General features: G+C 64.7%; 27 protein-coding genes. 15 read left to right on the top strand and 12 right to left on the bottom strand.

Annotated features, from left to right (window positions below; genetic code table 11):
- Positions 1-48: 48 nt before the first annotated feature.
- Positions 49-591: a DUF2244 domain-containing protein gene (locus tag J6595_RS04970; protein ID WP_209593323.1), complete on the bottom strand. Its 543-nt coding sequence runs from the start codon at positions 589-591 to the stop codon at positions 49-51.
- A gap of 25 nt (positions 592-616) precedes the next feature.
- On the opposite strand from J6595_RS04970, the gene nth reads away from it, so the two are divergent.
- Complete coding sequence (gene nth, locus J6595_RS04965) at positions 617-1,429, top strand: endonuclease III (protein WP_209593322.1); 813 nt, start codon at positions 617-619, stop codon at positions 1,427-1,429.
- Here nth and J6595_RS04960 read toward each other — a convergent pair.
- From J6595_RS04960 to thpR, 4 genes are all read right to left on the bottom strand, one after another.
- Positions 1,383-2,156, bottom strand: a complete 774-nt coding sequence (locus J6595_RS04960; RefSeq protein ID WP_209593321.1) for a sulfate transporter family protein — start codon at positions 2,154-2,156, stop codon at positions 1,383-1,385. The two genes, nth and J6595_RS04960, sit on opposite strands and share 47 nt — an antisense overlap.
- A gap of 220 nt (positions 2,157-2,376) precedes the next feature.
- Entirely contained in the window at positions 2,377-2,883 is a 507-nt protein-coding gene (locus J6595_RS04955) for an invasion associated locus B family protein (RefSeq protein ID WP_209593320.1), read from the bottom strand.
- 341 nt (positions 2,884-3,224) lie between these two features.
- The gene (locus J6595_RS04950) at positions 3,225-3,605 is read right to left on the bottom strand and encodes a YkvA family protein (RefSeq protein WP_209593405.1); all 381 of its coding nucleotides are present in this window, start codon (positions 3,603-3,605) and stop codon (positions 3,225-3,227) included.
- A 134-nt stretch (positions 3,606-3,739) separates the two neighbouring features.
- Complete coding sequence (thpR, locus tag J6595_RS04945; protein ID WP_209593319.1) at positions 3,740-4,336, bottom strand: RNA 2',3'-cyclic phosphodiesterase; 597 nt, start codon at positions 4,334-4,336, stop codon at positions 3,740-3,742.
- Between the two features lie 393 nt (positions 4,337-4,729).
- Here thpR and J6595_RS04940 point away from each other — a divergent pair, with 393 nt between their 5' ends.
- Positions 4,730-5,350 carry a GNAT family N-acetyltransferase gene (locus J6595_RS04940; RefSeq protein ID WP_209593318.1) on the top strand — a complete coding sequence of 207 codons (621 nt, stop codon included), beginning with the start codon at positions 4,730-4,732 and terminating at the stop codon, positions 5,348-5,350.
- Here J6595_RS04940 and J6595_RS04935 read toward each other — a convergent pair.
- On the bottom strand, positions 5,325-6,020 hold the full coding sequence (locus J6595_RS04935) for an arylesterase (RefSeq protein ID WP_209593317.1): 696 nt from the start codon (positions 6,018-6,020) through the stop codon (positions 5,325-5,327). The two genes, J6595_RS04940 and J6595_RS04935, sit on opposite strands and share 26 nt — an antisense overlap.
- Before the next feature lie 98 nt (positions 6,021-6,118).
- Between J6595_RS04935 and J6595_RS04930 the strand changes: the two genes are divergently transcribed.
- From J6595_RS04930 to J6595_RS04920, 3 genes are all read left to right on the top strand, one after another.
- Positions 6,119-6,889: an ABC transporter ATP-binding protein gene (locus J6595_RS04930; RefSeq protein WP_209593316.1), complete on the top strand. Its 771-nt coding sequence runs from the start codon at positions 6,119-6,121 to the stop codon at positions 6,887-6,889.
- Positions 6,886-9,483 carry an ABC transporter permease gene (locus J6595_RS04925; protein ID WP_209593315.1) on the top strand — a complete coding sequence of 866 codons (2,598 nt, stop codon included), beginning with the start codon at positions 6,886-6,888 and terminating at the stop codon, positions 9,481-9,483. The genes J6595_RS04930 and J6595_RS04925 overlap by 4 nt, the downstream gene beginning before the upstream one ends.
- Positions 9,484-9,825: 342 nt before the next feature.
- Positions 9,826-10,599, top strand: a complete 774-nt coding sequence (locus tag J6595_RS04920; RefSeq protein WP_209593314.1) for a Bax inhibitor-1/YccA family protein — start codon at positions 9,826-9,828, stop codon at positions 10,597-10,599.
- Positions 10,600-10,718: 119 nt separating this feature from the next.
- Here the strand turns inward: J6595_RS04920 and fabI are convergent, their stop codons facing one another.
- From fabI to fabA, 3 genes are all read right to left on the bottom strand, one after another.
- The gene (gene fabI, locus J6595_RS04915) at positions 10,719-11,561 is read right to left on the bottom strand and encodes an enoyl-ACP reductase FabI (protein WP_209593313.1); all 843 of its coding nucleotides are present in this window, start codon (positions 11,559-11,561) and stop codon (positions 10,719-10,721) included.
- Positions 11,562-11,578: 17 nt separating this feature from the next.
- Positions 11,579-12,808 carry a beta-ketoacyl-ACP synthase I gene (gene fabB, locus J6595_RS04910; protein WP_209593312.1) on the bottom strand — a complete coding sequence of 410 codons (1,230 nt, stop codon included), beginning with the start codon at positions 12,806-12,808 and terminating at the stop codon, positions 11,579-11,581.
- A gap of 120 nt (positions 12,809-12,928) precedes the next feature.
- A complete protein-coding gene (fabA, locus tag J6595_RS04905; protein WP_209593311.1) occupies positions 12,929-13,459 on the bottom strand; it encodes a 3-hydroxyacyl-[acyl-carrier-protein] dehydratase FabA in 531 nt (176 codons plus the stop codon).
- 275 nt (positions 13,460-13,734) lie between these two features.
- On the opposite strand from fabA, the gene J6595_RS04900 reads away from it, so the two are divergent.
- Both J6595_RS04900 and irrA read left to right on the top strand, forming a co-directional pair.
- Entirely contained in the window at positions 13,735-14,208 is a 474-nt protein-coding gene (locus tag J6595_RS04900; RefSeq protein WP_209593310.1) for a hypothetical protein, read from the top strand.
- Positions 14,209-14,367: 159 nt separating this feature from the next.
- A complete protein-coding gene (gene irrA / locus J6595_RS04895) occupies positions 14,368-14,832 on the top strand; it encodes an iron response transcriptional regulator IrrA (protein ID WP_280890314.1) in 465 nt (154 codons plus the stop codon).
- Positions 14,833-15,085: 253 nt separating this feature from the next.
- Here the strand turns inward: irrA and J6595_RS04890 are convergent, their stop codons facing one another.
- Positions 15,086-15,343 (bottom strand): SMc00767 family acetate metabolism repressor, encoded by a 258-nt coding sequence (locus J6595_RS04890; protein WP_209593309.1) that lies wholly within the window; start codon positions 15,341-15,343, stop codon positions 15,086-15,088.
- Positions 15,344-15,545: 202 nt separating this feature from the next.
- Positions 15,546-16,853 (bottom strand): isocitrate lyase, encoded by a 1,308-nt coding sequence (gene aceA / locus J6595_RS04885; RefSeq protein WP_209593308.1) that lies wholly within the window; start codon positions 16,851-16,853, stop codon positions 15,546-15,548.
- Positions 16,854-17,282: 429 nt separating this feature from the next.
- On the opposite strand from aceA, the gene J6595_RS04880 reads away from it, so the two are divergent.
- The 8 genes from J6595_RS04880 (at position 17,283) to J6595_RS04845 (ending at position 24,680) form a co-directional block, all read left to right on the top strand.
- On the top strand, positions 17,283-17,423 hold the full coding sequence (locus J6595_RS04880; RefSeq protein WP_209593307.1) for a hypothetical protein: 141 nt from the start codon (positions 17,283-17,285) through the stop codon (positions 17,421-17,423).
- Between the two features lie 96 nt (positions 17,424-17,519).
- A complete protein-coding gene (locus J6595_RS04875; protein ID WP_209593306.1) occupies positions 17,520-18,941 on the top strand; it encodes a helix-turn-helix domain-containing protein in 1,422 nt (473 codons plus the stop codon).
- 155 nt (positions 18,942-19,096) lie between these two features.
- Positions 19,097-19,891: an aspartyl/asparaginyl beta-hydroxylase domain-containing protein gene (locus J6595_RS04870; RefSeq protein ID WP_209593305.1), complete on the top strand. Its 795-nt coding sequence runs from the start codon at positions 19,097-19,099 to the stop codon at positions 19,889-19,891.
- Between the two features lie 37 nt (positions 19,892-19,928).
- Complete coding sequence (locus tag J6595_RS04865) at positions 19,929-20,459, top strand: GNAT family N-acetyltransferase (protein WP_342453090.1); 531 nt, start codon at positions 19,929-19,931, stop codon at positions 20,457-20,459.
- 123 nt (positions 20,460-20,582) lie between these two features.
- Positions 20,583-21,689 (top strand): polyamine ABC transporter substrate-binding protein, encoded by a 1,107-nt coding sequence (locus J6595_RS04860; protein WP_209593304.1) that lies wholly within the window; start codon positions 20,583-20,585, stop codon positions 21,687-21,689.
- Between the two features lie 67 nt (positions 21,690-21,756).
- Positions 21,757-22,893: an ABC transporter ATP-binding protein gene (locus J6595_RS04855; protein WP_209593303.1), complete on the top strand. Its 1,137-nt coding sequence runs from the start codon at positions 21,757-21,759 to the stop codon at positions 22,891-22,893.
- 9 nt (positions 22,894-22,902) lie between these two features.
- Complete coding sequence (locus tag J6595_RS04850; RefSeq protein WP_209593302.1) at positions 22,903-23,862, top strand: ABC transporter permease subunit; 960 nt, start codon at positions 22,903-22,905, stop codon at positions 23,860-23,862.
- Positions 23,862-24,680 (top strand): ABC transporter permease, encoded by an 819-nt coding sequence (locus tag J6595_RS04845; protein ID WP_209593301.1) that lies wholly within the window; start codon positions 23,862-23,864, stop codon positions 24,678-24,680. The genes J6595_RS04850 and J6595_RS04845 overlap by 1 nt, the downstream gene beginning before the upstream one ends.
- Positions 24,681-24,710: 30 nt before the next feature.
- Here J6595_RS04845 and J6595_RS04840 read toward each other — a convergent pair whose 3' ends face one another.
- Positions 24,711-26,012, bottom strand: a complete 1,302-nt coding sequence (locus tag J6595_RS04840) for a hypothetical protein (protein ID WP_209593300.1) — start codon at positions 26,010-26,012, stop codon at positions 24,711-24,713.
- Positions 26,013-26,022: the final 10 nt, after the last annotated feature.

Genomic DNA, 26,022 nt, shown 5'->3' with positions numbered 1-26,022 from the left:
TTCGCATGATCTTTTTGGAAAGCCGGGGGAAAGTTTTCGGGATCGGCCCTATCCCCTCTTCGCCGTCGTCAGCGCCTTGCGAAACGCCTCGGCGAAGCTTTCCCGGTCGTCGGGATTGAGGAAGCTGCCGATCTCGGTCGAGACGTTTTTCGAATCGACGCTCATTCTGGTGATGCCGATTTCCTCGTGGCGATTGACCGAGAACCTTGCGAAGAACGGATTGTGGTGCGCCTCGCGCACGACGCCTTTGGGCGAGGTCTTGCGGATGGCGCAGTCGGTGCGCGTCACCAGAACCTCCTCGCGGGCCTTGGCCGAGCGATAGTTTGCCGAGAAGGCCCACCAGACGATCAGGACGTCCAGCCCGAAGAAACCGACTACCGGCCAGGCGCCGTTGATCAGAAACACGATCCCGGTGACGACGCTGACGAGGCAGAAGAAGCTCATCATCAGCGTGAAGCCGCCCCGCCCGAGCGAGCGGTAGGGCGTCAGGAGCGCCCGGAAGATCGCCTGGTCGCCGCCAGACCGCGCCCCACCGGCACCCGTGCGGGCCGATCCGCGTCCGCTTTCATCCTGATCGCGATTGTCATCCATCGGCCAAGCTCGCTATAGGGCGACCATGGGTGAAAAGATCGACAAGCCGGCCTCTCGGGTCAAGCGGGCAGGCGCAAAGGCCGCGGGGAAAGCACCGGCCGCCAAGCGGGCAGGGGCTGCGGCGAGACGCCGCGTGAAGATCCCTTATACGCCGGACGAGATCGCCGAGATCTTCCGGCGTTTCTCGGTCCAGCGGCCGGAGCCCGAATCCGAACTCGAACACACCAATCCCTTCACCCTGCTCGTTGCGGTCGCCCTTTCCGCCCAGGCGACGGACGCCGGCGTCAACAAGGCGACCCGGGGGCTTTTCGCCGCCGCCGACACCCCGGAAGCCATGGTCGGCCTCGGCGAGGACCTCATCCGCGAGCATATCAAGACGATCGGGCTTTTCCGCAACAAGGCCAAGAACGTCTTCGCCCTTTCGCAGGCGCTTCTCGCGCGGCATGGCGGCGAGGTGCCGCATGACCGGGCGGCGCTCGAGGCGCTGCCTGGCGTCGGGCGCAAGACGGCCAACGTCGTCCTCAACGTCGCCTTCGGCGAGGAGACGCTCGCCGTCGACACCCACATCTTTCGAATCGGAAACCGGCTCGCTCTCGCGCCGGGCAAGACCCCCGACGAGGTCGAGGCAAACCTTCTGCCGATCGTTCCCCAGCCCTATCGCCGGCATGCTCATCACTGGTTGATCCTGCATGGACGCTATGTCTGCAAGGCGCGCAAACCCGACTGTGAAGCCTGCGTCATCGCAGATCTGTGCAAGGCGGCCGTGAAGACGAGCGACAGTCCGGCCGAACTCAGGCCTCTGCCGCCCGGTCCGCCTTCGGAGCGTCCGCAACCCTGACCCTCGGGTCGTCGAGGCCGACGAGACCGCCATGCCTCGCCGAGATCCGCTGGTGGAGATGCACCATCAAGGCGGCGGCAAAGAGCGGCGTGAGAAGATTGACGATCGGGATCGCCATGAACAGGGCGACGAGGAGACCGGCGAGGAAGATCGTGGTGGAATGGCGCGAACGCAAGTCCTTGGCGTCGGCCTCGTTGCGGTATCGCATGGCGGCGAATTCGAAATATTCGCGGCCGACGAGATAGCCGTTGACGAGGAAGAAGGCGACGATGTTGACGCCCGGCACCAGAAGCAGCGCAAGGGCGATCACGTTGCCCAGGATGACGATGCCGAAGAACTTCACCGACAGGACGATGCCGCGCAAGAGCGGAACGGGCCGACCGACGGGGGCGCCGGGATAACCGTCACGCTCCACCACCTCGGCGACATCGTCGAGAAAAAAGCCCGCGATGATCGCGCTGATCGGCCCGATGAGGAACAACAGTCCGATGGCGAGAGCGAGGCCCGCGCCCCAGCCCGCGACATTGCCGGCCTGATCGACCCATTGCGGCGCGTCGGGAAAGAGGTTCGTCAGGAACGGCACGGCCAGCCATTCGAAGACCGCCTCGACGCCGAACCACAGGACGACGAGCACCACGGCGGTCAGCCCGAGCGACTTCCACAGCGTCGCGCGAAAGGGCGGCGACAGAAGGTCGGACAGAGCGAGGCGGGCGCTGGTGAAGATCATGGGCTCATCTCATCGTGATCACACGATGACATAGGCAGCCCGCACGCCGCCTGCAACGGTCCGGGGCAGGCAGCCTTGGACCCGATGCTTCGAACGAAATGGCCCCACCGAAAGGGCGGGGCCTGAGGCGGGGCGTTGAGGCTCAACGCCGGCGAGCGTGACGGAAAGGCGGCGGAGCCGTCCGGCCCCCGATCGCCAGCCTCGCCGTGTGCGCCGTTTCCTACTTGCAGGACTTGATCGAGTTCAGCGCAGCGGTGACGCCCGACAGCGAGTAGGTGTAGTTCGTGTTGGTGCCGCGCGCCGACGTCGCCGAAATGCTCAGCGACCGGCCAGCCTTCATGGCCGCGACGAGCTGCGGCTCCTCGGCGGCGTTCTCCATCCAGGCCGAATTGCCCTTGGTGAACATCAGGAACTTCTTGCCGTCGATGTCGATCGTGACCTTCGAGCCTTCCTTGAGCTCATATCCCATGACCGCCTGCGGCTCGTAGGAGACGCCTTCGCCGGGCTTCTGGGAGACGAGGAAAAAGATGTCGCCGTGATCGACGTTGGCCGGCAACAGCTTTTTCGGCGTCGACAGGATGTAGCAGACCTTACCGCCGGAGGCCGAATAGGAATAGGTCCCCCAGTCGTTGAAGGTGTTCATCCGTGACGGCGTCGGGGCGGCGACGGCCGCACTGGCCCAGATCAGCAATGCGGCCGCGGTCGTCAGGATTGTCTTGGAATTCATTGTTTCCTGCTCTCCGGTGTGCGTCTTCCGGGCGGTTGCCGCGACCTCACCGAGGCCCGGCGACCGTCGGAAAATGATGACTTGCGCCAGACTAGACCACGGCGGTTTAGCGATGGTTAACGAACGGCAAAAGACCACGAGACGATTTTAAGGGCCCATTACGGTCTGAACGGGCAATGCGGGATCATGATGGAAGCGGACAATTCCGCCGACGGCCGGCTGCGACGTTGCGGCCGGTGTCGAGAGATTTGCAGGCATCGTGAGCACGACCCCTCGTCGAACAAGGAAACGAATCGGGCAAGAGTTTGACCTGAGAGGCGATTTCTGCCCCGCCGGGACGATCAGGCCTGCTCGGAGAGTTCGTTCAGCGTGTCCTGGGCGCGGCGATAATGTTCCGGCTTGATGTTGCCGCGGACCGCGTTGAAGGCGGCCAGGAGAACCGCGATGTCGTCGGTGAAGCCGATGCCGAGCAGAACGTCGGGAATGACGTCCATGGGCAGAACGAAATAGGCGAGGGCCGCAAGCAGGATGCCCCGGGTGTAGGCCGGCGTCTCCGGGTCGATCGCACAATAATAGGAAGCGATGACGTCCTGCATGAAAGGCACGTGGCGCAGCGCCCGGCGAACGGTGTCGAAGAAGGACGAGCGGACGCGCTTCTCGCGCTGCCTTTGATCCTTCTCCGATCCGATCCTGAGGATGTCCTCGATTTTCCGCTCGTCGATCGCCATCGCCGTTTCCCAAACAGTTGTCTGATCAGAAATGGCGACCGACGTTGCTTTGCTCAACCCCCGGCGTGGCGGTTGCGCGGCAGTTTTTTGTTTTCTTCCGGAGCTTTAGGCCGGGCGCGGACCAAACCTCATCCGAAATCTGGCGCAAGCGAGCCGTATGAGTGGGACGCGGGCGGTGCGGGCTCTTCGCGAGGCGCCAGAGCGAATGCCTCTTCGAGCACATAGGGGCCGCCGCCGACCGAATCGCGCGACGAGAACAGGCCGAACCGGTCGACGTCGAAGCTGCGGCTGCGAAACCCGCCCCGCAGCGCCAGATAATGGGCGACGTCCCACGGCTTGGCATTCTTCATCCGGGCCAGTGTCACATGCGGCACGAATTTGCGCTGGTCCGGGGCAAGTCCGATCCGCTTGCAGGCCCGTTCGATGTCGGCCTGCAGAGCCGCGAGGTCCGGCGATGGGGCGACCTCGGCATAGACCGAATGGGGCTTCTTGTTGCCGAAGGCGCCGAGGCCGCTGAACGTCAGACGCAGGCTCTTCCTCTCGATCCTGTCGAGGGCCGCGACGATTTCGTCGGCGAGCCGCGGCTCGACGTCGCCGATGAAACGCAGGGTGAGGTGATAGTTCTCTGGATCGATCCACCGGGCCGAAGCCAGGCCTCCGCGCAGCATCGAGAGCGAAAGTGCGACGTCCTGTGGAATTTCGAGGGCTGTGAAGAGTCGCGGCATCGGATGACCTCCGTGCGTCGTGCTGGCCCCGGACGCGCAAGCGCCTTATCGCGTCACCCGTTTGCGAGCCGTTCGGACCGCCCCGGGGCATTGGGTTTGAAACGACGGGTCAGGCGTTTCGAAACGCCGCTTCCATGCCGTCTCGACGAGGAGAGTTTCATCAGCCGAGCCATGTTGCAAGGACAGGGCAGCCCTGCACACCGATTTTCGCGATTGTCCGTGATGCAGCGCACAACTATTTTGCGGCCGGGGAGGATACCCAAGGGAGGATCGCGCAAGCGACCTTCCAGACAGCCGGGTGCCAACGCCATGCAGACCTCCTCCATCGTCACTTCGTCCGCGAACTCGAATTCTCGTCCTCGGCCCTGCGCGGGCGCTCTGCCGGAGCGGTTGATGCCGGCGGCGGAAGACGTCTTCACACGGCGGCTGCATCCGGGTGAATGGCCGTTTCTTCAGGCGCATTTCGAACGGCTCGATCCGGCGTCCCGCCGTCTGCGCTTCGGCAACGCCGTCACAAGCGCCTTCATCGAGCGATATGCCCGCAACAGCTTCGACGCGGATGCCGTCGTGCTCGGCCTGTTCGTCGGCGGCGTCGTACGCGGCGTCGCCGAGCTGCGCTTCATCTCAGCCGATCGCGGGGAGGCGGAGATCGCCTTTTCCATCGAACGCCAGTGTCAGGGTTTCGGCTACGGAACCCGACTTTTCGCCCGCATGCGCGATGCGGCGCGCAATCGCGGTGTCCATCGCCTATGGCTCACCTGCCTTTCGGAAAACCGGCGGATTCTTGCGATCGCGAAGAAGTTCGGCGCCAAGGTCACGCTTCTCGGCAACGAGGCGACGGCGGAGATCAGCGGACAGCATCCCGGCCGCGGGAGCCTTTCACGCGAGTGGGTGGAGGAGACGCGGGCGCAGATCTTCGAGATGATCGACCAGCGCCAGCGGCGGATCGAACGGATTTTCGACCCGTTCGATTCGGTTGGCGACAGGGCTACTGGGACGCAGGCGCGGCAGTAGGGTCGTTCAGCGCCTTCTCGATCACCGGCTTCATCGCCGCGACGATCTTGGCGACGCCTTTGCCCGTCGGATGCATGCCGTCGGCCTGATTGAGATCGGGCTGAGCGGCGACGCCCTCGAGAAAGAACGGATAGAAGGTGACGGGGTATTTCTTCGCCAGCGCGGGATAGATCGCGTTGAACGCCTTGCCGTAGTCCTCGCCCATATTGGGCGGGGCGAGCATGCCGGCCAGAAGCACCTTCTGCCCGCGATCGGTCAGGCGTTTCAGGATCTCGTCGAGATTGCGCCGGGTGATTTCCGGCGAAACCCCACGCAATGCGTCGTTGGCGCCGAGTTCCACGATGACGAGGTCAGCCGAGGAGGGCACCGACCAATCGAGCCTCGAAAGACCGCCGGTCGTCGTGTCGCCCGAGACGCCGGCATTGTCGACGGTGACGTTGAGCCCGTCCTTGCGCAGCGCCGTCTGCAGCTGCTCGGGAAAGGCCTTGCCGGGCTCGACGCCATAGCCCTGGATCAGGCTGTCGCCGAAGGCAACGATCTCGATCGGCTCGCCTTTTGCCGCGCCAGTCTGCGACTGGGCGTGCGCGGCTCCCGCATTTGCGAGGAAAAGCCATGACAAGGCCGTGAGGACGAGGGCCCATCGGCCATCTGGCGGTTGGAAGCGTTGCATTCGTCACCCATATGCCACCCGGACCGGCCGAGGCGCCGCGCGGGCGATCGATGCGTCCCGCGAAAACAACTAGCGCACTGACATAGGAAGCGAACACCTTGGCGGAAACGGCGATCCGACTGCGACACGTTCAATTGACCCTCGGCTCCGGTCGCTCGACCGTGCATGTCCTCAAAGGCGTCGACCTTGAAGTCGAGCGGGGCGAATCGGTCGGCATCGTCGGACCGTCTGGATCGGGCAAATCGACGCTTCTGATGGTTCTGGCCGGTCTTGAACGGGCCGACGAGGGGCTTGTCGAGATCGCGGGGACGTCGCTCGGCGAAATGAGCGAGGACGGACTTGCGGCGTTTCGCGGCAAGAATGTCGGCATCGTCTTCCAGTCCTTCCATCTCATTCCGAACATGACCGCGCTCGAAAACGTCGCGGTTCCACTCGAGCTTGCTGGGGCGTCAAACGCGTTCGACCGGGCGCGCCAGGAGCTGGCCAATGTCGGCCTCAAGGATCGCGCGACCCACTATCCGGGCGAATTGTCCGGCGGCGAGCAGCAGCGTGTCGCCATGGCCCGCGCATTGGCGCCCGAACCCGCCATCCTGATCGCCGACGAGCCGACGGGCAATCTCGACCAGGAGACCGGCCGGCAGGTCGCCGACCTTCTCTTCGCCGAACAGGCTCGACGGCAGATGACGCTGGTCCTCGTCACCCATGATCCGGCGCTCGCCGCGCGTTGCGGCCGAACGATCGGGGTGCGCTCTGGCGTGATCCACGACGACGGTCACGGCGAGGCGAGGGGCACAGGCCAGGACGGCCCGCCTCACGCAACCGGCCCTGCAAGGCGCGCGGACGAAACGTCGCCGCAGGCCGCCCGATGACGGTCACGACCGAAGACTTCGCCGCGCGGCGCGCGGCCGCAACCGACGATGCGCTCGGATGGCGGCCGCGTCTGCGCCTGGCCCTGCGCTTCGCCTTGCGGGAAATGCGCGGCGGGCTTTCGGGCTTCTACATTTTCCTCGGCTGCCTCACCCTCGGCGTCGGTGCGATCGCCGCGGTGAACTCGGTGGCCGGCATGATGTCGGACGGCATCGCCAAGGAGGGGAAGGCGATTCTCGGGGGCGATCTTCGCTTTGCCCTGGTCCAGCGGCAGGCGACACCCGACGAGGCGAAGTTCATGAACGGCCTCGGCGAGGTCTCGGACACCCAGACCCTCAGGTCCATGGTGCGGCTCTCCGACGGGTCCGATCAGTCGCTTGCCGAGGTCAAGGCGGTCGACGGCAAATACCCGCTCTACGGGCGCATCCTGACGACGCCGGACAAGCCGCTGTCCGAACTCCTCGGCAAGACCGCGACCGGATACGGTGCGATCGCGGCGCAGGGCCTTTACGATCGGCTGGGCATCGAACCCGGCGACACGGTCAAGCTCGGCAATCTCACCCTGACGATGACCGGCGTCATCGACCGCGAGCCCGATCTCCTCGCCGAGGGGATCGCCTTTGCGCCCCGGCTGATGATTTCCGAAGCCGCGCTGGCCGGCAGCGGCCTCATCCAGCCGGGCAGCCTCATCGAATATGCCTACAAGGTCAAACTCCCGCCCGGGACGGACCCCGACAAGGCCGCCGCGCCGGCCAACGATCATTTTCCCGCATCGGGCTTTCGGGTGCGCACCGCGAAGAACGCCTCGCCTTCGTTGCAGAACAACATCGAGCGGTTTTCGCAGTTCCTGACGCTTGTCGGGCTGACGGCGCTCATCGTCGGCGGCGTCGGCGTCGCCAATGCCGTCGGAGCGTATCTCGATTCCAAGCGGGCGGTGATCGCGACCTTCAAGAGCGTCGGCGCGAGCGGACGCTTCGTCGTCGCGGTCTATCTGATCCAGATCACCGCGCTTGCCGGCCTCGGGATCCTTCTCGGCCTCGTCCTCGGCATCATCGCGCCCTTTTTGACGGCCCGCTTTCTGGAAAGCATCATTCCCATCGCGGCCGATGTCTCGGTCTATCCCCTCGCGCTTCTAACCGCCGCCGTGTTCGGCCTGTTGACCGCGCTTGCTTTCGCGTTGATCCCGCTCGGGCGCAGCCGCGACGTGCCGGCGACGGCGCTGTTCCGCGACGCGGGCAGCGGCAGCAGCGCGCGCATGCGCTGGAGTTATTTCGGCGCGGCGATCGGCCTGGCGCTCCTGATCGCCGGTCTCGCCGTCGCGATGGCGAGCGACAGGAAGGTCGCGCTGATTTTCCTCGGCGGCACGGCAGCCGCTTTCGTCATCCTGCGCCTCGTCGCGATGGGCATCATCTGGCTTGCCCGCCGCGCCCCGACGGTCCGCTCGACACCCTTGCGCCTTGCGATCGGCAACATCCATCGTCCCGGCGCGCTGACGTCCTCGGTCGTCCTCTCGCTCGGCCTCGGCCTGACGCTTCTCGTGACCCTTGCGATCATCGACTACGATCTGCGCCGCGAGATCGGCACCGGCCTTGCCAACAGGGCCCCGGATTTCTTCTTCGTCGATATCCAGAACGGCCAGATCGATCCGTTCCGGCAAAAGGTCGACGAACTCGCCCCGGGCTCGAAACTCGACGCGGTGCCCATGCTGCGCGGCCGGATCACGCGGCTGAACGACGAGGACGTCGCGACGATGAAGATCCCGGCCGAAGGCGGCTGGGTTCTGCGCGGCGACCGGGGCCTCACCTACGCCGCCACTCTTCCGGAAAATTCGCGGCTCACCGCCGGCAAGTGGTGGCCTCGGGACTATTCGGGCGAACCGCTGGTTTCCTTCGCGGCCGAAGAGGGGCGGGAGCTCGGGTTGAAAATCGGCGACACGCTGACGGTCAACGTGCTCGGGCGGAACATCACCGCGAAGATCGCCAATTTCCGCGAGATCGAGTGGGAAAATCTCGGCATCAATTTCGTCATGGTGTTCTCGCCGAACAGTTTCGCCGGCGCGCCCCACGCCTGGCTCGCGACGCTGTCGATCGACGACGATTCGGAGGCGGCGGAGAAGAAGGTCGTCAACGGCATCACCAACGCCTTTCCCGCGGTGACGACGGTGCGCGTCAAGGAAGCGCTCGATACGGTCAACGCGCTGATCGCCCAGCTGGCACTGGCGGTTCGCGTCGCTGCTGCGGTGGCCCTCGTCTCCTCGGTGCTGGTCCTCGCCGGAGCGCTTGCGGCGGGCAATCGCGGGCGCATGCACGACGCCGTCGTCCTGAAGACGCTGGGTGCGACCCGCGTCACGCTCATTCAGGCCTTTGCGACGGAATACATGCTGCTCGGGCTCGCCACGGGCGTCTTCGCCGTGGCGGCCGGGGCTGCGGCCTCCTGGTTCGTCATCGACGGGATCATGACCCTGCCATGGGTCTTCGACTGGACCATCGCCCTGACGACGCTGATCGTCTCGCTGGTTCTGACCGTCGGCTTCGGACTTGCCGGCACCTGGCGCATTCTCGGCCAGAAGGCGGCGCCGGTCCTGCGCAATCTCTAGCGTGCCATGCGTCCGGCAAGACGCAAGGAGCGGCAACCGGACGCATCGGCCGCGCCATCGTGGATCGGGAAGTGGATTGCGAAAATCGGGTCCGCCTTTCAGCTGGATGCCGAAGGGTCAGCGCGGGCCGTCGAGATAACGCAGAATTAATCTCGATCGCAGGGGTTTCAGCGCTTTTGCCCCCCGCAACCCTTGTGCGGAAAAGCGGCAATCCGCATATTACGCTCAGGACTGCTGGGCGTCCCGCCAGCGGCGCCTCCATGCCGAACCCTCGAACGGGCGTTACGCCCGTGAAGGCGAGGCGCGGACACCGGACGGGACACGCAGAAAGGAATTCGCTCCATGGCTGATTATCGGAATGCCACTGTGCGGTCCGTACCCGCTGCTGGTACCAGGACCGATATCGACCAGGGCCTTCGCACCTACATGATGAAGGTCTACAATCTCATGGCGGGCGGCCTCGCGCTGACCGGCGTCGCCGCCTATGCACTTTATGCCCTCGCCACGACCAGTGATCCGGCCCAGGCGGTCGGGCAGATCAACGGCGTCTACTTCACCGAACTCGGTGCCGTCGTCTACCAGTCGCCGCTGCGCTGGGTGCTGATGCTGGCGCCGCTGGCGATGGTGTTCTTCCTGTCGTTCCGCGTTCACAAGATGAGCGTTCAGGCCGCGCAGACGACCTTCTGGGCCTATGCCGCGATGGTCGGTCTTTCGCTGTCGACGATCTTCCTCGTCTACACGCAGGAATCGATCACCCAGGTGTTCTTCATCACCGCGGCCTCCTTCGGCGCGCTGTCGCTCTTCGGCTACACGACGAAGCGGGACCTCTCGGGCTGGGGCTCGTTCCTGTTCATGGGCGTGATCGGCATCGTCATCGCGATGATCGTCAACATCTTCCTCGGCTCCGCCGCTCTGACCTTCGCGATCTCGGTGATCGGCGTTCTGGTCTTCGCGGGCCTGACGGCCTACGACACGCAGCAGATCAAGGAAATGTACTATGAGGGCGACGGCTCGGCCGTCATGGGCCGCAAAGCCGTGATGGGCGCCCTGCGTCTCTACCTCGACTTCCTCAACATGTTCCTGTTCCTGCTGCAGCTCTTCGGCAATCGCAACTGATCTGCCAGCAAGACGACCAGTGGCCTCGGCCACAGGGATGGAATCAGAAAGGGCGGCCTGCGGGCCGCCCTTTTTCGTGTCCGGATCTGGAAGCTCTCGCGCCGGGGGGCTTCGGCCGCTCAAGCCTCGCCGTTGTCTTCGCCTTCGACGATCGCCTTGCGCTGTTCCTGCGCCTTGAGTTCGTCGAGCGAGGGCATCGACATGACGTTGTATCCGGAATCCACATAGTGGATCTCGCCGGTGACGCCGTTGGCGAGCTCGGACATGAGATAGAGAACGGCGCCGCCGACTTCCTCGATGGTGGTGTTGCGGCGCATGGGCGCGTTGCGGCGCTGATAGTTGAACATCAGCCGCGCATCCGAGACCCCGGCGCCGGCAAGCGTGCGCACCGGACCGGCCGAGACGGCGTTGACGCGGATGTTGCGCGGGCCGAAATCGGCCGCGAGATAGCGCACGGAGGCCTCCAGAGCGGCCTTGGCGACACCCATGACGTTATAGTTCGGCATGACCCGGACCGAGCCGCCATAGGACATGGTCACCATTGAGCCGCCGTTCCCCATGATTTCGGCGGCGCGCCTGGCCACCTCGGTGAAGGAGAAGCAGGAGATCAGCATGGTGCGGGTGAAATTCTCCCGCGTCGTGTCGGCGTAAAGGCCCTTCAATTCGCTCTTGTCGGAAAAGGCGATGGCGTGGAGGACGAAGTCGATCGTGCCCCATTCCTCCTTCAGCGTCGCGAAGACCGCGTCGAGCGAGGCCGTGTCCTCGACGTCGCAGGGGATGACGAGCTTCGAGCCGATTTCTTCGGCAAGCGGCTTCACCCGCCGTCCGAAAGCATCGCCCTGATAGGTGAGCGCGACCTCCGCGCCCTGCGCAGCGAGGGCCTTGGCAGCCCCCCAGGCGATCGAGTTGTGATTGGCGACGCCCATCACAAGCCCCCGCTTGCCTTGCATCAGATCGCCCATGGCCGTCTCTCTTTTCATCAGTCAGTGACCCGCTGGAACACCAGGCAGGCATTGGTTCCGCCGAAGCCGAACGAATTGGAAAGCACCCGGTCGAGCCGGGCATCGTCGATGCGTTCGCGCACGATCGGCACGTCCGCGAATTCGGGGTCGATCTCGTCGATATGCGCGCTCTTGGCGATGAAGCCGTCGCGCATCATGATCAGCGAATAGATCGCCTCGTGAACGCCGGTGGCGCCCTGGCTGTGGCCGGTGAGCGACTTGGTGCCGGAGATCGGCGGGATCTGATCGCCGAAAACCTCGCGAATGGCCTGGATCTCGATGCGGTCGCCGACCGGCGTCGAGGTGGCGTGGGGGTTGATGTAGTCGACGGAGGCGTTGCTCTTGCCGTCGAAACCCTGCAGCGCCTGGCGCATGCAGCGCACTGCGCCTTCGCCGGAAGGCGCGACCATGTCGGCGCCGTCGGAGGTCGCGCTGTAGCCGACGATCTCGGCATAGATCGTCGCGCCGCGCGCCTTGGCGCGCTCGTAGTCCTCGAGCACGACGACGCCTGCGCCGCCGGCGATCACGAAGCCGTCGCGGGTCTTGTCATAGGCCCTGGACGCGACCGCGGGTGTCTCGTTGAAGTCCGAGGACAAGGCGCCCATCGCGTCGAAAAGGTTCGACAGCGACCAGTTGAGGTCCTCGCAGCCGCCGGCGAACATCATGTCCTGCTTGCCGAGCATGATCTGCTCGGCAGCGTTGCCGATGCAGTGGCTGGAGGTCGAACAGGCCGAGGAGATCGAATAGTTGATGCCCTTGATCTTGAACCAGGTCGCGAGCGTCGCCGAGGCGGTCGAGGACATCGCCTTGGGAACGACGGTCGGCCCGATCCGCTTCGGGCCCTTCTCGCGCGTCACGTCCGCCGCCTGAACGATCGAGATGGTGGACGATCCGCCCGAGCCCATCACGATGCCCGTGCGTTCGTTGGAGATTTCGGCCTCGGTCAGGCCGGCATCCTTGATGGCCTGATCCATCGCCACGTGATTCCATGCGGTTCCGCCGCCATGAAAGCGCAAGGCACGCCTGTCGAGCAAGGTCGCCGGATCAAGACTGGGCTTGCCGTGAACATGGCTGCGAAAGCCGAGTTCCTTGTATTCCGGCGAGAACGAAATGCCCGAGCGCGCCTCTTTCAGGGAAAGGGCGACCTCTGCAACATCATTGCCTATGGGGGACACGATGCCCATGCCCGTGACGACGACCCGTCTCATCCCGTGCGTCCTTTTCTGTCTCCCTCGGAGCGATCCGGCCGCGCCGGGCTCGTCCTTTTGCGGAGATGTCTCTTCATAGGGTGGAGCGGCGACACGCCTGGTCGGCGTCGCCACGTCGCATCATGCCTCTGCGGCGGCTGCCTCTTCCTCGGTGAACAGCCCGACGCGCAGATCGCTCGCCCGATAGATCACCTGGCCATCGGCCTTCATCCAGCCATTGGCGATGCCGAGCTTGAGTTTCGAACGCATCACGCGGCGGAACTCCACGCCGTATTCCACGAGCTTCACCTTCGGGGTGACCTGACCGGAAAACTTCACTTCGCCGACCCCCAGTGCCCGGCCGCGCCCGGGCTCCCCCAGCCAGCCGAGATAAAAGCCGGTAAGCTGCCAAAGCGCATCGAGCCCCAGGCAGCCCGGCATGACCGGATCGCCCTGAAAATGGCACTGGAAAAACCAAAGGTCGGGATTCACGTCAAATTCGGCCGTGATCATGCCCTTGCCATTCTCGCCGCCGGCCTCGTCGCAGCGCGTGATTCGATCGAACATCAGCATCGGCGGAAGGGGCAGCTGGGCGTTGCCTGCACCGAACAACTCGCCTCGACCACAGGCGAGGAGATCGTCGTAGTCGAAAGAGGTTTTGCGTGCTGTCATGGCTGTCTAGATTCCGCCCTATAGAAGTGGCCGGCTCGTGGCCGGTCGTTGTCGCCTGCGCCCTTAGCATGCCGCCTGCTCGGCTGAAAACCATGCCGCGCCCGATCTTTGCTCGTTCGAGCCTGAACCGACCCGTGTCGGTGGGGCGCAACCGGCGAGGAGCCGGTGTAGAAATGTGGAGAGGAGGCCTTGTTGTAAAGGCCGGGCCGTTTGCCTCTGGTGGCTCCGGCCAGTAGGCAGGAGCGGCAATTGCCAGGTTTCGCCCCGATGTCTCGATGGTCACGATGATGCGACAAAGCCGATTTCTCCGCGCCCTTGCCATTTTGCTCGTGCTGCTCCTTTCGGCCATGCCGGCAGCCGCGGCGGCATGGCGTTTCGACGCAGGCGAAGCCGGGCTTTGGGTCGACGGCCAATTTAACGGGTTCGTCGTCGGCTGTTCCGGATCGGCCGTTACCCTCAGCTTTTTTGGCTTCCCGGCGAGGCTGGAGACAGGCATGGTCTATTCCGTCGTTGTCACCATCGACGGCACGGCGCGGCGCTTTCGAGCCAAAGCCGGCACCCGGCCTGGCGCGCCGGGCTCCGCGCTTGTCGCATCGATCTCCGGCGGGGAGGCGGCTACCCTGATCGATGCCCTCAGGCGCGGCCGTAAAGCCGAAATCGCAGCGCCGGCGGGTCGCTACGACCTGCCCCTTGCAGGCTCGTCGAAGGCGCTCGGAGCGATGGGGGCATCCTGTCCCGCAGCCTCGTGAGCGGCTTGAATGGGGCGCATGACGTTTATCTCAGCAGTAAAGTTGAGTGAAAGCATCAGGCATATGCCCATTTTTTGATGATTCCCGTCTCCCGCCATGCTATGGCATCTTGCATGGGCCGTACCGGCATTCATATGTCGGACGAACGAAAAACGAAGAATGGCACTTTCGGGAATGGAAAAGCAGACGCGGACGCAAGGTTTTTGTGTGTTCGAGCGGCTTCGCTCGGTGGGGCTGAGGCCGACCCGGCAGCGGGTTGCCCTGTGCAATCTGATGTTCGGCTCCGGCGACAGGCACCTGTCGGCCGAGGAGCTCTATGAAGAGGCGCACAAGGCAGGCGAGACGGTTTCGCTCGCCACCGTCTACAACACCCTGCACCAGTTCACCGATGCCGGCCTCGTGCGTCCGCTCTCGGCGGAAGGCCAGCGCACCTATTTCGACACCAATACGTCTGATCACCATCACTTCTTCATCGAGGAAGAGAACGAGATGGTCGACATTCCGCTCGGCGCTTTGAAGCTCGGCGAATTGCCCAAGGCCCCGGAGGGCATGGAAATCGTCAATGTCGACGTGGTCGTGCGCGTCAGGCGCACGAAGAATGCTTCGGCCGACGCAAACGGCTGAACGCCTTCGCGCATCGGGCCGATGCTTCGCTGGTAAATGGTTCAAACCCCGGCGCGAGATGCTCGCACCGGGGTTTTTCATGTTTTCGTAGCGCGCTGCAAGCGCAGTGGCGGCCTTTCACTGCACGGCCGGCCGGCTGACGGCACAGCGGACATTCCGGCTGTTAGTCGTCAGCCGGCAGTCACGATCCCCATGCACGAAGGATCGGAGCATCCCTCGCGCGTCCGGCGGGACGGGCGGCGCTCCGGCCGCATCACACCTCGCTCTTCAGAACCACCGGGATGAGCAGATCGCCCCAGTTGCCGTTGCCGCCATGGTGGCGTGCCGAGCGCACGAGCTCGACCGAGACGCCGGCCTCGACGGCCTTCATCACGGACTGATTGAGGCGATGGAGGTCGTTGGCGAGCATGCGGATCGCCTGCTGCTGCGCCTCGTCCATCGCCGAGGACTGCTCCTCGGCGCGTTCCTTGACGCGGGTGCGCGGGCGGTCTTCGTTGGCAACTGCACTCATGGTCTTTCTCCCTGTCTACCGGCGGCGGGCCTTCGCGGCAGCGCGCCGATCTGATGAGCCGCATGGCGGCGATTTCGTCTCGTCCTGACCCTTAGCGAAGCCGGTAAGGGGCCGGGCCGTCTCTTCGAGATCCGCCCGATCGCCGGCGGGAACCGTCGCTCCGGTTCCCAGCTGGCTTTGTGTGATGGTCGTCGCGTTCGGCTTACTCCGCCGCGACGTGAAGCGGCGTGTCCTTCTTAAACTGGTCGCTCTCGGTGGACTCGCCCATCGCCGTGGTCGAGGAGGCGCCGCCGGTGATCGCCATGGACACGGCGTCGAAATAGCCGGTGCCGACCTCGCGCTGGTGCTTGGTGGCGGTGTAGCCGCTCGCCTCGGCGTCGAACTCGGCCTCCTGCAGCTCCGAATAGGCCGCCATCTGCCGGGCCTTGTAGCCGCGCGCCAGCTCGAACATGCCGTAGTTCAGCTGGTGGAAGCCGGCCAGCGTGATGAACTGGAACTTGTAGCCCATGGCCCCCAGCTCGCGCTGGAACCTGGCGATGGTCGCGTCGTCGAGGTTCTTTTTCCAGTTGAAGGAGGGCGAGCAGTTATAGGCCAGAAGCTGGTTCGGATGCTCCTTCTTGACCGCCTCGGCGAAGCGCCGCGCCTGATCGAGATCGGGCTTGGAGGTCTCGCACCAGATCAGATCCGAATAGGGCGCATAGGCGATGGCGCGGGCGATGCAGGGCTCGAGGCCGTTCTTCACCCGGTAGAAGCCCTCCGGGGTGCGCCCGGCGTCGTAATCGACGAAAGGCCGGTCGCGCTCGTCGATGTCGGAGGTCAGGAGCTTGGCCGCCTCGGCGTCGGTTCTGGCGATGACGAGGGTCGGCACGCCCATCACGTCGGCGGCGAGGCGCGCGGCGGTCAGGTTGCGGATATGCGCCTGTGTCGGGATCAGCACCTTGCCACCGAGATGGCCGCACTTCTTCTCCGAGGCCAGCTGATCCTCGAAATGAACGCCGGCGGCGCCTGCCTCGATATAGGCCTTCATCAGCTCGAAGGCGTTGAGCGGCCCGCCGAAACCGGCCTCCGCATCGGCGACGATCGGCGCGAACCAGGTGTCGACGGAGAGGCCCTTGCCTTCCGATGTCTCGATCTGGTCGGCGCGCTGCAGCGTGCGGTTGATGCGGCGGCAAAGCTCCGGGCCGGCATTGGCCGGATAGAGCGACTGGTCGGGATACATCGCCGAGGCGGTGTTGGAATCCGCCGCGACCTGCCAGCCGGACAGATAGATCGCCTTCAGCCCGGCCCGGACCTGCTGCATCGCCTGATTGCCGGTCATGGCGCCGAGCGAATTGACGAAGTCTTCGGAGTGGATGAGCTGCCACAGCCGGTTGGCACCATTTTCGGCGAGCGTGTGGCGGATCTGCACCGAACCGCGCAGACGCTTGACGTCTTCGACGCCATAGGGGCGCTCGATATTGTCGTAGCGGCCTTCCGGCGCCGAAGGGACGAGGTTGTAAAAATCGGTCATGGCACGCTCTCCACTCAATGACGATCGGGGACGATCGGGGGACGATCAGGACACGGGGGGCGGTGCGCAATTGCCGCCCGCTCCGTGTCCGCCCGGCGATATCAGCCATTTCGGTCATGAGAAGCGAGACGGATCGATGCTCGGGGTGCGGTTTTTCAAGTCGCGATGTCTTGTCTTTGACAGGTCTGCTTTGTAATCTTGTGAAGATTGTAAAAGACGTGGGCGGCTTTGCTGACGGTCAGGCGGACTGTCGCCGAATTGCCGCAGCCGGGCCATTTCGGCAGCCGGCCGCCATCGCGCCCAAATTCAGCCCGACAGACGGTTATCAGATGCATCTAAGCAGCTCTTTTCATTCGCACTTTCTCAAGCTTCGGGAAGTAGTCTTGTGGTTCCATTGGGAGGTGGAGAACCGAAACCGTCGAGGGTGTCATGAACGGCACAAATCTCATTCTGTCCGTGATCAGGTCCGTCACCGAGTTCTTGCGTCCGAGCTATCGCCCGGAGCGCCATTACATGCGCGGGCCGGGTCCTGCCTGCGCCCGCAAATCGGCGCGCTCGCTGGCGCTCTGAGGCTGATCCGACAGGTCGATCCCGGTCGCGATGCGATCGGCCGTGCGTCTGCATCAAGCGTAGCTTTCTGTTTGATCATGGCTGCGATTTGACGCCATGGCCGAGAACAAGATCTTCGCCGGTCCGCGCATCCGCCGCATCCGCAACGGGCTGTCGCTGACCCAGACGGCAATGGCCGAGGAACTCGGCATCTCGCCCTCCTATCTCAATCTCATCGAGCGCAATCAGCGCCCGCTCACCGTCCAGCTGCTGCTCAAGCTGTCCGAGACCTATCAGGTCGATCTCGCCGACCTGCAGGCCGGACGCGAGAAGGGCGTCTTTTCCGAGCTGAAGGGCATCTTCTCCGATCCGTTGCTCGCCGGCGAACTGGCGGGCGATCAAGAGCTGGTCGAACTCGCCGACGCCGCGCCGAACGCCGCCGCCGGCGTGGCGAAGCTCTATCGGGCCTATCGCGAGCAGCAGGCGCGCCTCTCCGACCTGTCGCAGCTGCTCGCCCGCGAGGGCCGGATCCTCGGCTCGTCGGGCACGCGCCTGCCGATCGACGAGGTGCATGAGGTCTTCGAGACCCGGCCGAATTTCTTCGCCGCCATCGAGACGGCGGCCGAGGCGCTGCATGGCAGGCTTAGTCCCGGCGACGATCTTCTGGGCGCCATGCGCGGGTTCCTGCGCAAGGATCACGAAATCTCGGTGCGCATCCTGCCGCTGGCAACGATGCCGCTCTGGCGCCGCCGCTTCGACCGTCATTCCCGCCGTCTGTTCCTGTCCGAGCGGCTTTCGACCGCCGACCGCATCCGCGAAGTCGCCATGGAGGTCTGCCACCTCGCCATCGGCGACGTGATCGAGGCGGAAGGGCGCACCTTCACCTTCGAAAGCGACGAGGCGCGTCGGCTCGCAAGGTTCGAGCTGCTGCGCTATGCCGCACATGCGCTGATGATGCCCTATGCTGCCTTTCAGAGCGCGGCCGAGCGAGCGGCCTATGACATCGACGTCCTCAAGGGCCGTTTCCAGGCGTCCTTCGAGCAGGTGGCGAACCGGCTGACGATGCTTCAGCGCCAGGGCGCGCCGGGGGTGCCGTTCTTCATGCTCGAGGTCGACAATGCCGGCAACCGCTTCCGCCGGGCGGGCGCTCGCGGCTTTCCGGTCCAGCGCTTCGGGGGAGGCTGTCCGAAACTGCCGATCCATGCCGCCTTCGCCCAGCCCGGCCAGATCCTCGTTGAGCGGGCCGAAATGCCGGATGGGGCGGAGTTCCTGTTGATCGCGCGAACGCTCGAGGGGCTTTCGGGAGGCTTTGAGGAACGGCCGCGCCGTACGGCGATCCTCATCGGCTGCGACATCGGCTTCAAGGACGAGACCGTCTATGGCCGCCATATCGGCGAGAAACCGTCGATCGTGAAGATCGGCCCGGCCTGCCGGCTGTGCGAGCGCCAGGCCTGCCTTGCCCGCGCCGAGCCGCCGCTGACGCGCCCGCTCGGCCTCGATGAGATGGTGACGGGGCTCTCGGCGTTTGACTTCCAGTGACGTGAGGTCCAAATCGGCTCGCAAAGCGTTCGATCGAGGGAGTTCACTCCGTCACCGAACCGTCACGATGCATCGCCGGCGGCCGTCCTGTGCCGCACGGGGCATGGCCTTTCGGGCGGCGATCGGGCCCGACGTACAATGTGAAGCGTAGAGCAATGGACAAGCCAGTCAGCCAGCAGAATCTGAAGACCGAGGGCCTCGAGGATACGATGACGCGCGACGGTTTCGTCGCCCGCACGGTCCAGAAGCTCGTCGACGGCGCCGAGGCGCTCAATCTGAAGCATTCGGCGGTCGGCAACCCGCCGGTCTTCGAGACCGACGACTTCCCCTGGGCGCGCGAGGTCGAGGCCGAATGGCACCTGATCCGCGCCGAACTCGACAAGGTGCTGGTGCGCAAGGGCGATCTGCCGGCGTTTCACGAGATCTCCTCGGAGGTCCGCTCGATCTCGTCGGACAGCAACTGGAAGACCTTCTTCCTCTGCGGCTATGGCATCACCTCCGAAAACGCCATTGCCCAGTGCCCCGAGACCTGGCGGATCCTGCAGAAGATCCCGGGCCTCAAATCGGCGATGTTCTCGATCTTCGAGCCGGGCAAGCACCTGCCGCCGCATCGTGGGCCCTATAATGGCGTCCTGCGCTTCCATCTCGGCCTGATCGTGCCCGACGAGCCCGACAAGATCGGCATCCGCGTCGACGACCGCACCTGCCACTGGGAAGAGGGCAAGGCGCTGATCTTCGACGACGCCTATGAGCACGAGGCCTGGAACCACTCCGACAGTGTCCGGGTCGTGCTCTTCGTCGATTTCGAGAAGCCGCTGAAATTTCCCGCCAGGCAGACCAACAAGGCAGTTCTCAACATGGCGGTGTTCACGCCCTTCATTCGCGAGGGCTACAAGGCGCACAAGAAATGGGAAAAGCTGTTCTACGGCGAGGGAACCAAGCACCGCTGAGCTTCTCTCGGCGGTGCCGGCCCGGCCCCGAAGCGCGGTGGACGGACCTGCTGTGACGGCGGCGCCTCCATCTTGGCGGGCGATGCGCCCCGACGATCTCGCGGCGGTCTGTGTCTTGGCGGACCGTGTCCATCCGGGCCTTCGCGAAGACCCAGCGATCTTCGCCGAGCGGCTGGCGCTTTATCCCGCCGGCTGCTTCGTGCTCGAACGCCGGCAGATAATCGCGGGTTACGCGATCGCCCATCCGATCCGCTATCCTGACCCTCCCTCCTTGAACATGCGGATCGGCTCGCTGCCGCCCGACTGCGACGCCCTTTACATCCACGACGTCGCCCTTTCGCCGGAGGCGAGGGGCGAGGGACAGGCCGGGGCCGTCATCGGGCACCTGCTGCAGCTGGCGGCAGGCTTTCCCCGCGCCTGCCTCGTCTCGGTCTACGGCACGGCAGCGTTCTGGCAGCGCTTCGGCTTTTCGGACGCGGCCGCCGTCCTTCCTTCCGGCGCGCTGTCGGCCTATGGCGAGGATGCCCGATTCATGCAGCGTCTGACGCCCGATTGTGCAGCCACCTGATTTGTTTCATTTCTCGGCTTGTCGGGACTAGGCAGTCCCTGATCATTGCCGCTATGGTTGCGTTTGCGGCCTGTCAGCCGGCGGCGGCTGTTGACGAGATTGAGGACTGGGGTGGTTCCGACGATGCAAGCAATTCTGACCAGATTTCTGACGGGGCTCGGCTTCGTCGCGGCGCTTGCTTCGGGCGGGCAGGCGCTGGCCCAGGACAAGGTCGTCAACGTCTATAACTGGTCGGACTATATCGACGAGACGATCCTGACGGACTTCACCAAGGAGACCGGCATCAAGGTCGTCTACGACGTGTTCGATTCCAACGAGCTCGTAGAAACCAAGCTTCTGACCGGCGGAACCGGCTACGACGTCGTCGTGCCGACCGGCAGCTTCCTCGCCCGCCAGATCAATGCCGGCGTGTTCCAGAAGCTCGACAAGTCGAAGCTGCCGAATCTGAAGAACATGGATCCGGAGATCATGGATCGCCTCGCGACCTACGATCCCGGCAACCAGTACGCCATCAACTACATGTGGGGCACGACGGGGCTCGGGCTCAACGTCAAGGAGGTCAGGAAGCGGCTCGGCGACGACCAGCCGCTCGACACCTGGGCGCTGCTGTTCGATCCCAAGCTCGCCGAAAAGCTGGCAGATTGCGGCATCTACGTCCTCGATACCGCCGACGAGGTGGTGCCGGCGGCGCTGATCTATCTCGGCCTCGATCCCAATTCCGACAAGCCGGAGGATCTGGAGAAGGTGAAGGATCTCCTGGTCAAGATCCGCCCCTATGTGCGCAAGTTCCACTCCTCGGAAAACATCCAGGCGCTGGCCAATGGCGACATCTGCATGGCCCATGGCTGGTCCGGCGACATGCTGCAGGCGCGGGACCGGGCCAAGGAGGCGGGGCAGGGCGTCGAGATCAAATATGTCATCCCGCGCGAGGGGGCGGTGATCTGGCTCGACAACATGGCGATCCCGGCCGACGCGCCGCATCCGCAAGCCGCTCTCGAATTTATGAATTATCTGATGCGGCCGGAGGTGATCGCCAAGGCGACGAATTTCGTGAATTATGCAAGCGGAAACCTCGCCGCGAAGAAATATGTCGACGAGGCGATCCTCGATGACCCGGGCGTCTATCCGCCGGCAGAAACGCAGAAGCGGCTCACTGCGATCCTGCCAAAGGGCCCGAAGGCGCAGCGAATGCAGACGCGGCTGTGGACCAGCATCGTAACGGGGCAGTAAGGAGCAACATGCAGGTCGAGACGATGGCCGCGGCGTTGGTTGCGCGGCCGAGGAGGCCGTCGGCGTCATGAAATCGCTCGGCAGCATCCGAAGCGACTTTGCGCCCTGGCTCGATAAGTCCGCCGTTCCCTTCATCCGCTTTGAAGGGGTCACCAAGCGGTTCGGTAGCTTCGAGGCCGTGGACGACCTCAGCCTGTCGATCTACGAGGGCGAATTCTTCGCGCTGCTCGGCGCGTCTGGCTGCGGCAAGTCCACGCTTCTGCGCATGCTGGCGGGTTTCGAGGCGCCGAGCGAAGGACGCATCATCCTCGACGGCGAGGACTTGGCCGGAATTCCGCCTTATCGCCGGCCCGTCAACATGATGTTCCAGTCCTACGCGCTGTTCCCGCATATGAGCGTCGCCAAGAACATCGCCTTCGGCCTCAAGCAGGAGGGAATGGCGAAGGCCGACATCGCCGAGCGGGTCGAGCAGGTGCTGAAGCTCGTCAAGCTCGAGGATTACGCCAAGCGCAAGCCCGACCAGCTCTCCGGCGGCCAGCGCCAGCGCGTCGCGCTCGCCCGCTCGCTCGCCAAGCGCCCGAAGGTGCTGCTTCTCGACGAGCCGCTCGGCGCTCTCGACAAGAAGCTGCGTGAGGAGACCCAGTTCGAGCTCGCCGATCTGCAGAACCAGTTGGGCACCACCTTCATCATGGTCACCCACGACCAGGAAGAGGCGATGACCCTTGCTTGCCGGATCGCCGTCATGGACAAGGGGCAGATCCTCCAGGTCGCGACCCCGACCGAGATCTACGAGGCGCCGAATTCCCGCTTCGTCGCGGATTTCGTCGGCAATGTGAACGTGTTCGAGGGAACCGTGCGTTCGGTCAATGGCGAGTGCATCACCATCGAGACGACAGCGGGGCTCGACATTGCGGCGAAGAGCGAAGCCCCGGTGACGGCCGGAGACAACGTCGCCTATGTCCTGAGGCCCGAAAAGCTGAAGATCGCGGTCGAGCCGATCGGCGGGCCCAATGTGATGGAGGGCGAGGTCTGGGACATCGCCTATTTCGGCCCCGTGACCTCGTTCCACATCCGCCTCGACAACGGCATGATCGTCAAGGTCGCGATGGTCAACGCCACCCGCGAGGGGCCTCTGCAGCTGACCTGGCACGACCGCGTTTTCGTTCAGTTCGACGAGGATGCCGGCCTCGTCATGACGGTCTAGGGAACGGCGATGAGCGGGGCCCCTGGCGACGAGATCATCGGCATCAAGTCTCGCGACGCGGCCGAAGGCAAACGCGGGTGGCGTCTTCGTCCGCGCGGGGTGTTCCGCGCGGTGGTGATCGGCGTGCCTTATCTCTGGCTCGTCGCCCTGTTCCTCGTTCCGTTCCTGATCGTCGTCAAGATCTCGCTGTCGCAGGTGGTGGTGGCGATGCCTCCCTACCAGCCGACATTCGGCGACGTTGCAAGCTGGTGGGCGGGGCTGAAGCAGCTTTCGCTCGAGAACTATCGCTGGATCGCCGGCGATGACCTCTATTTCGACGCCTATGTCCTCAGCCTCGCCATCGCGGCCGGCGCGACGCTGCTGACGCTGCTGATCGCCTATCCGCTGGCCTACGGCATCGCCAAGGCTTCGCCGGCATGGCGGACCACGCTGGTGATGCTCGTCATCCTGCCGTTCTGGACGAGCTTCCTGATCCGCGTCTATGCCTGGATCGCGATCCTGAAGCCCGAGGGCCTCTTCAACCAGCTGCTGCTCTTTCTCGGCGTGATCGACCAGCCGCTGGTCATCCTCAACACGCCGGTCGCGATCTTCATCGGCATCGTCTATTCCTATCTGCCATTCATGACGCTGCCGATCTATGCCAGCCTCGAGCGCATGGATCACAGCCTGACGGAAGCCGCGGCCGATCTCGGCTCGCCGCCGCTGAAGAGCTTCTGGACGATCACCTTTCCTCTGTCGCTGCCGGGCGTCGTCGCCGGCTGCTTCCTGGTGTTCATCCCGGCGACCGGCGAATTCGTCATCCCCGACCTCCTCGGCGGATCGCGGACCCTGATGATCGGCAAGACGGTGTGGCTCGAGTTCTTCACCAATCGCGACTGGCCGGTGGCGTCGGCCGTCGCGGTCGTCCTCGTGGCGCTGCTTGTCGTTCCGATCGCGCTCTTCCAGCGCCAGCAGGCGAGGGCGGGCTGATGACCTGGCGGCTGTCGAAGTTCAATGTCGTCTCGATGGTGTTCGGCTTTACCTTCCTCTATCTGCCGATCCTGCTTCTGGTGATCTATTCCTTCAACGCCTCGCGGCTGGTGACGGTCTGGGCGGGATTCTCCACGGTCTGGTACCGGGAGTTATGGAACAATCGCGGCCTTCTCGACGCGGCCTGGGTCACGTTGAAGGTCGGGCTGCTGTCGGCGACCATCGCCACCGTCCTCGGCACCATGGCAGCCATCGCGCTGTCGCGCTACAAGCGCTTTCATGGCCGGACGCTGATGACCGGCATGGTCTACGCGCCGCTGGTCATGCCGGAAGTGATCACCGGCCTGTCGCTGCTTCTGCTCTTCGTCGCCCTCGATCTCAACCGCGGCTTCGTGACCGTCACGCTGGCCCATATCAGCTTCACCATGTGCTTCGTCACGGTGGTCGTGCAGTCGCGCCTGACCTCGTTCGACCGGTCGCTGGAGGACGCGGCCATGGATCTTGGCGCAACGCCGACGGTGACCTTCTTCAAGGTCACGCTGCCCTTGATCTGGCCGGCCGTCGCGGCCGGCTGGATGCTCGCCTTCACCCTTTCGATCGACGACCTCGTCATCGCCTCCTTCACCACCGGGCCGGGGGCGACGACGCTGCCGATGAAGATCTACAGCCAGGTCCGGCTGGGTGTGACTCCGGAAATCAACGCCGTCTGTACGATCCTGATCGCGATCGTCTCGACGGGTGTCGTCATCGCCGCGCTGATCAACAAGCGGCGGCTGGTGCGCGAAGCCCGCAACGAGCGCATGGCCGCGATGGGCTGAACGCGCCGGCCTGCTCGCTGGAGGCGCCGGTCAGTTCGACGCACAGCCGCAGGTCTTTTCATTGGCGCTGGAGATGGCGTCGAGGGTACGCCCGATCGCCGCCGGGACAGACGTCTCGTATTCCGCCGGACGGTGGTCGAGATAGTCGAGCACTTCGATCGCGGAGAAGGTGTCGATCAGCCGGCGACGGACGGAGATGTCGGTGATCGCCGGCCGTGCCCCGTAGACGAGAGGCCGCAGGGCGGCCAGTTCGTCGAGCACCGGCCGGGGATCGGCCGTCTCGTCGGTCGCGGTCACCGCGCCCGGTGTCGACAGGGCGGCCGTCTGGTTCGGTGCCCGGTCTGACGTCTCACCGAACAGCGCGCCGCTCTGGCGCGCGGCCTCCATCACCTGATCGAGGGCTGCAAGTCGATCGGCGTCGCTCGACAGCTTGATCGGTTCGGGCGCGGTCAAGGGCGGCAGGTCGGCGTTCACGACTGGCGCCGGCCCATTGCCGTTCGACGACATTGCAGCGTCGTCGCTCGAGGGGGATGTCCCGTCGCTCGCACCCTGCGGCTTGTCGGCGGGAGCGGTGACCGCGTCGGTCTGCGACAGTCCCATTGCCGGCCGCAACTCTCCGGCCGCCATCAGGCTGTCGTCGGGCTTTTCGGGCGCGGGCTTCGGCAGCGGGACGGGGCGCATCTCTTCGAGCGCGGCATTGATCTTGTTTGAGGCGATGGCGGCCTGCACTGTCTTCAAAGCATCGAGCGAGGCCGCGTCGCCGCCGGCCCGCGCGAGATAGCTGCGCATCGTCTTGAGATAATCCGGCACGCCGTAACACAGATAGGGCGTCTCGTCCTGGGCGAGATAGCGGCCCAGCTCGTTGGAGACTTCCTTGATGATCCAGCGCGAATCGCTGCTCGCCATCCAGCTCGGACGGTTCTTCGAGCGCGCGAGCTTGTTTGCCGCCATCAGCGCTTGTCGGGCTTCTCGGGTCTTCGGAGCCATGATCGGATTGAATAGCAGCCGTCCGGGCAGTCTGGCGTCCGGCTTGCCTGCCTCGTTGCGCGCATTTGCGATCGCGGCATACTCGCCTGCCCGGATGGCCGAAAGCGCGGCGTGATAGTCGGCGGTGTCACAGCCTGTCTCGGTCTTGGCGCTTGCCGTGGTTCCGGCAGATGTCGAGCCGAGCTTGATGACCGATTGGGCCGCGAGCGGCGCTTGCGAGGCGATGAGGCTGACGGCCGCAAGGGCGAGGCCGGCGATCAGGCGCCGCGCACGAGCTGTCCCTGGGCTTCTTCGGCGCGCGTCATGATCGACGATGGCGTTGATGGCAGATCCGGCGCGCAGCATGGGCCAAATT

Origin of the sequence: Jiella mangrovi, assembly GCF_017815135.1 — a bacterium.
Lineage (GTDB): Bacteria > Pseudomonadota > Alphaproteobacteria > Rhizobiales > Rhizobiaceae > Jiella > Jiella mangrovi.
Note: the sequence above shows the minus strand (reverse complement) of the source record. Positions and strands in the feature narration are given on the sequence as shown.

What these genes read in the sequence shown, in the direction of transcription:
- J6595_RS04970 (WP_209593323.1), bottom strand. Translation starts at nt 591, where the DNA reads ATGGATGACAATCGCGATCAGGATGAAAGCGGACGCGGATCGGCCCGC.
- nth (WP_209593322.1), top strand. Translation starts at nt 617, where the DNA reads ATGGGTGAAAAGATCGACAAGCCGGCCTCTCGGGTCAAGCGGGCAGGC.
- J6595_RS04960 (WP_209593321.1), bottom strand. Translation starts at nt 2,156, where the DNA reads ATGATCTTCACCAGCGCCCGCCTCGCTCTGTCCGACCTTCTGTCGCCG.
- J6595_RS04955 (WP_209593320.1), bottom strand. Translation starts at nt 2,883, where the DNA reads ATGAATTCCAAGACAATCCTGACGACCGCGGCCGCATTGCTGATCTGG.
- thpR (WP_209593319.1), bottom strand. Translation starts at nt 4,336, where the DNA reads ATGCCGCGACTCTTCACAGCCCTCGAAATTCCACAGGACGTCGCACTT.
- J6595_RS04940 (WP_209593318.1), top strand. Translation starts at nt 4,730, where the DNA reads ATGCCGGCGGCGGAAGACGTCTTCACACGGCGGCTGCATCCGGGTGAA.
- J6595_RS04935 (WP_209593317.1), bottom strand. Translation starts at nt 6,020, where the DNA reads ATGCAACGCTTCCAACCGCCAGATGGCCGATGGGCCCTCGTCCTCACG.
- J6595_RS04925 (WP_209593315.1), top strand. Translation starts at nt 6,886, where the DNA reads ATGACGGTCACGACCGAAGACTTCGCCGCGCGGCGCGCGGCCGCAACC.
- J6595_RS04920 (WP_209593314.1), top strand. Translation starts at nt 9,826, where the DNA reads ATGGCTGATTATCGGAATGCCACTGTGCGGTCCGTACCCGCTGCTGGT.
- fabI (WP_209593313.1), bottom strand. Translation starts at nt 11,561, where the DNA reads ATGGGCGATCTGATGCAAGGCAAGCGGGGGCTTGTGATGGGCGTCGCC.
- fabB (WP_209593312.1), bottom strand. Translation starts at nt 12,808, where the DNA reads ATGAGACGGGTCGTCGTCACGGGCATGGGCATCGTGTCCCCCATAGGC.
- fabA (WP_209593311.1), bottom strand. Translation starts at nt 13,459, where the DNA reads ATGACAGCACGCAAAACCTCTTTCGACTACGACGATCTCCTCGCCTGT.
- J6595_RS04900 (WP_209593310.1), top strand. Translation starts at nt 13,735, where the DNA reads ATGGTCACGATGATGCGACAAAGCCGATTTCTCCGCGCCCTTGCCATT.
- irrA (WP_280890314.1), top strand. Translation starts at nt 14,368, where the DNA reads ATGGCACTTTCGGGAATGGAAAAGCAGACGCGGACGCAAGGTTTTTGT.
- J6595_RS04890 (WP_209593309.1), bottom strand. Translation starts at nt 15,343, where the DNA reads ATGAGTGCAGTTGCCAACGAAGACCGCCCGCGCACCCGCGTCAAGGAA.
- aceA (WP_209593308.1), bottom strand. Translation starts at nt 16,853, where the DNA reads ATGACCGATTTTTACAACCTCGTCCCTTCGGCGCCGGAAGGCCGCTAC.
- J6595_RS04880 (WP_209593307.1), top strand. Translation starts at nt 17,283, where the DNA reads ATGAACGGCACAAATCTCATTCTGTCCGTGATCAGGTCCGTCACCGAG.
- J6595_RS04875 (WP_209593306.1), top strand. Translation starts at nt 17,520, where the DNA reads ATGGCCGAGAACAAGATCTTCGCCGGTCCGCGCATCCGCCGCATCCGC.
- J6595_RS04870 (WP_209593305.1), top strand. Translation starts at nt 19,097, where the DNA reads ATGGACAAGCCAGTCAGCCAGCAGAATCTGAAGACCGAGGGCCTCGAG.
- J6595_RS04860 (WP_209593304.1), top strand. Translation starts at nt 20,583, where the DNA reads ATGCAAGCAATTCTGACCAGATTTCTGACGGGGCTCGGCTTCGTCGCG.
- J6595_RS04855 (WP_209593303.1), top strand. Translation starts at nt 21,757, where the DNA reads ATGAAATCGCTCGGCAGCATCCGAAGCGACTTTGCGCCCTGGCTCGAT.
- J6595_RS04850 (WP_209593302.1), top strand. Translation starts at nt 22,903, where the DNA reads ATGAGCGGGGCCCCTGGCGACGAGATCATCGGCATCAAGTCTCGCGAC.
- J6595_RS04845 (WP_209593301.1), top strand. Translation starts at nt 23,862, where the DNA reads ATGACCTGGCGGCTGTCGAAGTTCAATGTCGTCTCGATGGTGTTCGGC.
- J6595_RS04840 (WP_209593300.1), bottom strand. Translation starts at nt 26,012, where the DNA reads ATGCTGCGCGCCGGATCTGCCATCAACGCCATCGTCGATCATGACGCG.